This is a genomic window from Achromobacter sp. (assembly GCF_036567245.1).
Classification (GTDB): domain Bacteria; phylum Pseudomonadota; class Gammaproteobacteria; order Burkholderiales; family Burkholderiaceae_B; genus Achromobacter.
This window is the reverse complement of record NZ_DATCUY010000220.1, coordinates 1-5,759: the sequence shown is the minus strand read 5'-3', so window position 1 is coordinate 5,759 and position 5,759 is coordinate 1. Positions and strand designations below refer to the sequence as shown.

The 5,759-nt window shown below is 69.2% G+C and carries 6 protein-coding genes; 5 read left to right on the top strand and 1 reads right to left on the bottom strand.

Annotated features, from left to right (window positions below; all coding sequences use genetic code 11):
* Positions 1-872: Lrp/AsnC family transcriptional regulator (locus tag VIR09_RS09595; protein ID WP_332012649.1), on the top strand; the 872-nt coding region annotated here is incomplete at its 5' end.
* A gap of 42 nt (positions 873-914) precedes the next feature.
* Here VIR09_RS09595 and VIR09_RS09590 read toward each other — a convergent pair.
* Positions 915-1,838, bottom strand: coding sequence for a LysR family transcriptional regulator (locus VIR09_RS09590; protein ID WP_332012648.1), 924 nt, complete (start codon positions 1,836-1,838; stop codon positions 915-917).
* Between the two features lie 126 nt (positions 1,839-1,964).
* On the opposite strand from VIR09_RS09590, the gene VIR09_RS09585 reads away from it, so the two are divergent.
* From VIR09_RS09585 to VIR09_RS09570, 4 genes are all read left to right on the top strand, one after another.
* Positions 1,965-2,942: a tripartite tricarboxylate transporter substrate binding protein gene (locus VIR09_RS09585; RefSeq protein WP_332012647.1), complete on the top strand. Its 978-nt coding sequence runs from the start codon at positions 1,965-1,967 to the stop codon at positions 2,940-2,942.
* A 23-nt stretch (positions 2,943-2,965) separates the two neighbouring features.
* Entirely contained in the window at positions 2,966-4,387 is a 1,422-nt protein-coding gene (gene leuC, locus VIR09_RS09580; protein ID WP_332012646.1) for a 3-isopropylmalate dehydratase large subunit, read from the top strand.
* Complete coding sequence (gene leuD / locus VIR09_RS09575; RefSeq protein ID WP_332012645.1) at positions 4,384-5,031, top strand: 3-isopropylmalate dehydratase small subunit; 648 nt, start codon at positions 4,384-4,386, stop codon at positions 5,029-5,031. Before leuC ends, leuD begins: the two co-directional genes overlap by 4 nt.
* Positions 5,028-5,759 (top strand): alpha/beta fold hydrolase (locus VIR09_RS09570; protein ID WP_332012644.1); only part of this gene is annotated, 732 nt, incomplete at its 3' end. The genes leuD and VIR09_RS09570, both read left to right, overlap by 4 nt.

Below are 5,759 nucleotides of genomic sequence, written 5' to 3'. Positions count from 1 at the left end.
CCGAGCGCACCGTCGCGCGCCGCCTCAAGCGCCTGATGGATGCCGATGCCTTGCGCGTCATTGCCGAACCCGATCCGCTGGCCACCGGCCGCGGCGTGGTGCTGCACGCCTGGGTGCGCTGCCGTTCGGGCCGCGTGCCGGAGGTGGCGGACCAGTTGGCGCGGCTGGACATCAGCCAGCTGGTGGTCACGCTGGCCGGCTCGGCCGACCTGATGGCCGAGCTGACCCTGGCGGACGCAACTGACATGCCGGACGTGGTGACGCGGGTGCTGCCGTCGATCGAAGGCGTGGAACACGTGGAGGCGCGGCTGGTGCTGCGGCCGTTCCGGCGCGCCGGCCAGTGGCGCATCCAGGCCCAGGCGGATGGCGCCGCAGCCGAGTCCGCGCTGGTGCAGCCGCCCGCTGCCCTGACCGACGCCGAACAGCGCATGGTGGCCTACCTGATGCGCGACGGCCGCGCCAGCCTGGCGGAACTGGCCGAGCATGCCGGCGTCAGCGAACCCACCGCGCAGCGCCTGCTGCACAACATGGTGGAGCGCCGCGCGCTGAGTTTCCGCGTGGAAGTGGAACCGGCGCTGGTCGGCTTTCCGGTGGAGGCGGTGATTTCCGTGCAGGTGCGCCCGCAGGCCGTGGACGCGCTGGCCGCGCACCTGGCGCTGGATCCCAATACCCGTTGCCTGTTCGGCACCAGCGGCGCGTCGCAGCTGTTCTGGCACGTGCTGTGCCGCGACAGCCTGCATCTGTGGGACGTGGTGACGCGCCGCCTGGGCGAGCTGGACGGCGTGCTGAACAGCGAAGTCGGCGTGGTGATGCGCGCACACAAACGCTGCGGCATTGTCCGCGCCGGCGCGCGGCTGGGCGCGGACGTTTAGCGCGTCGTCCCGGCCGATAGGGGACGGGACGCGGGCGCCTGTTCACCAGACCGCGTCGTCCGAGCCCGGCGCCCGCAGATGGCGCGCGAAGCGCTGCGACAGGAATTCCACGAACGCGATCGTCTTGGCGGGCAGGTTCAGGCGTTCGGGGTACAGCGCGTGGATGTCGGCGGGCGGCGTGCGCCAGTCGGCCAGCACCACGCGCAAGCGGCCGGCGCGCAGATGGTCCGCCGTTTCCCATTCCGAGCGCATCACGATGCCGTGGCCGTCCAGCGCCCATTCCAAGGCGCTCTGGCCGTCATTGGAACTGAGCGGGCCGCGCACCTTCACGGTCTCCGCGCGCAGGCCCGATTCCAGGCGCCAGGTGCCATAGGCCACGTCGTTCTCGCGCACCACGATGCAGCGATGGCGTTGCAGGTCGCCCGGCGCGCGCGGTTCGCCATGGGTCTCCAGATAGCGCGGCGAGGCGCACAGCAGCCGGCGGTTGGAGGCGATCTTGCGCGCGGTCAGGCGCGCGTCGGGCAAGTCGCCGAAGCGCACCGCCACGTCGAAGCCTTCCTCGATCAGGTTCAGCGGCCTGTCGGTCAGGCGCATCTGCACTTCCACTTCAGGGTATTGGCGGGCGAAGTCCGACACTGCCGGCACGATGTGGGCGCGCCCGAAGCCGAAGGTCGCGTTCAGCCGCAGCAGCCCTTGGGGCCGGGCGCGGGCGCTCGACACGGAACGTTCCAGCGCCTCCAGGTCCGTCAGGATGCGTCCGCCCTCGGCCAAGTACAGCTCGCCTTCCTGTGTGACGCTGACCCGGCGGGTGGTGCGGTTCAGCAGCCGCACGCCCAGGCGCTGCTCCAGCTTGGCCAGCCGCGTGCTGACCGCGGGCGGGGTCAGCCCCAGTTCTCGGGCGGCGGCGGACAGATTGCCGTGCTTGACCACCAGCGAGAAGAAGGCGAGATCGGAGAGGGCGTCCATGAGCTTATTTGTAAACTAGATTTAATAAAGCTTTATCTGGATCATTAATTATAAGAACAGGACCGGCTTATACACTGGGCTCACCATTACAGAGCCGCCTGGCGCGGCCAACCGAGGAGACCAGGAATGAAGATCAACATAGCGGCCGGCGCCTTGTGCGCGGCCATTGCCGCATCCTGTTGGACCCCGCCGGCCGCCGCCGACGCCTTTCCCCAGCGCGCCGTGACGCTCATCGTGCCGTTCGCGCCCGGTGGCAGCGTGGACATCGCCGCGCGCCTGATCTCCGACGCCTGGGGCCGCGCGTTGGGTCAGAGCGTGGTGGTGGAGAACCGCGCCGGCGCCTCCGGCAATATCGGCATGGCCGCGGTGGCGCGCGCCGAGCCCAACGGCTACACGCTGGCCGTCAACACCATGTCGCTGGCCATCAACCCGGCGCTGTTCCAGAGCATGCCCTTCGATACGCAGAAGGATCTGCGTTCGGTCGGCACGATAGGGACCTCGCAGCACGTGCTGACGGTGACCAACAAGCTACCGGTGGCCAACGTGAGCGAACTGCTGGCCTATGTGCGCGAGCGGCCCGCCAACGACCTGAGCTTCGGCTCGGCGGGCACCGGCAGCACCTTCCACATGGCCGCGGAACTGTTCAAGTCCGTCTCGAAGACGCAGATATTGCATGTGCCGTACAAGGGCGGCGGCCCCGCCATGTTGGACACCATCAGCGGCCAGGTGCAGATGAGTTTCCCGGTGCTGTCCGCGGCCAAGCCGCAGGTCGACGGCAAGAAGCTCAAGGCGCTGGGGGTGACCGGCACCACGCGTTCGCCGCTGCTGCCCGACGTGCCCACCATCGCCGAATCCGGCCTGCCCGGCTACGAGTTCAACACCTGGTTCGTCATCAGCGCGCCCGCGGGCACGCCGCAAGCCGTGATCGATACGCTGAACGCCAAGCTCGAACAGGCGTTGCGTTCGCCGGAGCTGGCGCAACGCATGGGCAAGGAGGGCTTCGATCCGCTGATCTCCTCGCCCGCCAAGACCGATGCCATGGTGGCCGCCGAGATGACGCGCTGGGCCGGCATCGTCAAGGACGCCGGCATCCAGGCCAACTGATCCACAATCGAAGGACGCAAGACATGCCCGGCATGACGCTGTACGACAAACTGGTGGCCAGCCATGAGGTGGCCCGCATCGACGCGGAACACATCCTGCTCTACGTCGACCTGCACATCATGAACGAGTACACCAGCCCGCAGGCTTTCAGCGGCCTGGCCGCGCGCGGGCGCGGCGTGCTGCGTCCCGGGCAGCAGATGGCGGTGGTGGACCACATCATCCCCACTCATCCGGTACCGTCGGCGCTGCGGGTGATCGCCGACGATGCGTCGTCGCGCCAGGCGCTCAATCTCAAGCGCAATTGCGACGAGCAAGGCATCGCGCTGTTCGACACCACCGATCCGCTGCAAGGCATCGAACACGTGATCGCGCCCGAGCACGGCATGATCCTGCCGGGCATGGTGGTGCTGTGCGGCGACAGCCACACCACCACCTACGGCGCGCTGGGCGCGCTGGGCTTCGGCATCGGCACGTCCGAAGTCGAACATGTGCTGGCCACGCAAACGCTGGCGTACCGCGTGGCGCGCAACATGCGCATCCGCGTCGACGGCGTGTTGCCGGCGGGCGTCACCGCCAAGGACCTGGTGATCTGCATCGTGCATCGCATCGGCGCGCAGGGCGCGCGCGGCCATGCGGTGGAATTCTGCGGCGAGGCGATAGCCGCGCTGTCCGCCGAGGCTCGCATGACCTTGTGCAACATGACGGTGGAAGCTGGCGCCCGCGCCGCGCTGATCGCGCCGGACGCGACCACCGAGGCCTACGTCGCCGCGCATGCGCCCGAACTGCACGGCGAGAGCTTGGCGCAGGCGCGTGCCTATTGGGCCACGCTGCAGTCGGACGAGGACGCCGTGTTCGACGTCGAGCATGCGCTGGACGCCGCCGCGATCGCGCCTTTTGTCACCTGGGGCACCAGCCCGGACCAGGCCATGCCGGTGGACGGCACGGTGCCGGATCCGCAGGCCGAGCCCGACGCGCTGGCCCGCCTGGCGCTGGAAAAAGCTATGGACTACATCGGCCTGGCGCCCGGCATGCCGATCGCCGGTTTGCCGATAGACCGCGTGTTCATCGGTTCCTGTACCAACGGACGCATCGAGGATCTGCGCGCGGCGGCGGCCGTGGTGCGCGGCCGCAAGGTGGCTGCGGGCGTGCGGGCCATGGTGGTGCCCGGATCGGGCGCGGTGCGCGCCCAGGCCGAGGCCGAGGGCATCGCCGCGCAATTGATCGAGGCCGGTTTTGAATGGCGCCAGCCCGGCTGTTCCATGTGTCTGGCCATGAACGACGACGTGCTCAGTCCGGGCGAGCGCTGCGCCTCCACCACCAACCGCAATTTCGAAGGCCGGCAGGGGCGCGCGGGCCGCACGCACCTGATGAGTCCGGCCATGGCCGCCGCCGCCGCGCTGGCCGGCCGCATCGTCGACGTCCGCGCCTGGGAGCAACAAGCATGACCGCAACCATCGAGGGCGTCGCCGCGCCGCTGCCTTTCTCCAATCTGGACACCGACCAGATCATGCCCAAGCAGTTCCTGCGCATCATCGACAAGGCCGGGCTGGACCGGGGCCTGCTGCATGATCTGCGCTTTGACGCCAGCGGCGCGCCCAGGCCCGATTTCGTGCTGAACCAGCCCGCCTATGACGGCGCGTCCATCGTGGTGGCCGGGCCGAACTTCGGCTGCGGTTCCAGCCGCGAGCATGCGGTGTGGGGGTTGCAGCAGTTCGGCATCCGCGCCGTGATCGCGCCCAGCTTCGGCGAGATCTTCTACTTCAATGCGGTCAACAATGGCCTGCTGCTGATCAGCCTGGCGCCGGCCGAGATCGACGCCTTGCTCGCGCGGGTGTCCAATGCGGATACCAACCGCCTCAGCATCGACGTGGCGGCCGGGCGCGTCGCGGCCGTGGATGGCTGGACGGCGGCGTTCACGCTGCCCGAGCGGCACCGCCGCATGTACGTGCAAGGGCAGGACATGGTGGGCGCATCATTGCAGCAGCTGGACGAGGTGGAACGTTTCGAGGCCCGCCATTGGGCGCGGCATCCCTGGATGAAAGACCTGGCGCGCCGCGTGCGCGACCGCCTGGACCGAGAGGCCGTATGACCGCATTCTTCGACCTGCCCGTGCGCCGCATCGCCGCCAATGGCATAGAGATCGCCGCGCGTGTCGAAGGCTCGGGGCCGCCGCTGCTGTTGCTGCACGGACACCCCCAGACCCACGCCATCTGGCACCGCGTCTGGCCCGAGCTGACCCGTCATCGCACCTGCGTGGCGGCGGACCTGCGCGGCTATGGGGACAGCGACAAGCCGGCCGCATCCGCGGATCATTCGGCCCATTCCAAGCGCACGATGGCGGCCGACATGATCGGGCTGATGCGCGCCCTCGGCCACGAGCGCTTCGAGGTGCTGGCGCACGACCGCGGCGCGCGGGTGGCGCACCGGCTGGCGCTGGATCATCCTGCCGCCGTCAGCCGCATGATGCTGCTGGACATCGCGCCCACGCTGGACATGTACGAAGGCACCACGCGCGCCTTCGCCCAGGCCTATTTCCACTGGTTCTGGCTGATCCAGCCGGCGCCCCTGCCTGAAACCATGATCGAGCGCGACCCGGTGTTCTACCTGCGTTCCGTGATGGGCGGACGGCCCGGTGGACTGACGCATTTTTCTGCCGAGGCCATGGCCGAATACGAACGCGCCGCGCGCTTGCCCGGCTGGGCCACCGGCATCTGCGAGGACTACCGCGCGTCCGCCACACTGGACCTGGAGCATGACCGCGCCGGCAGGGCGGCGGGTGAGCGCCTGAGTCTGCCGCTGCGGGCGCTGTGGGGCGAG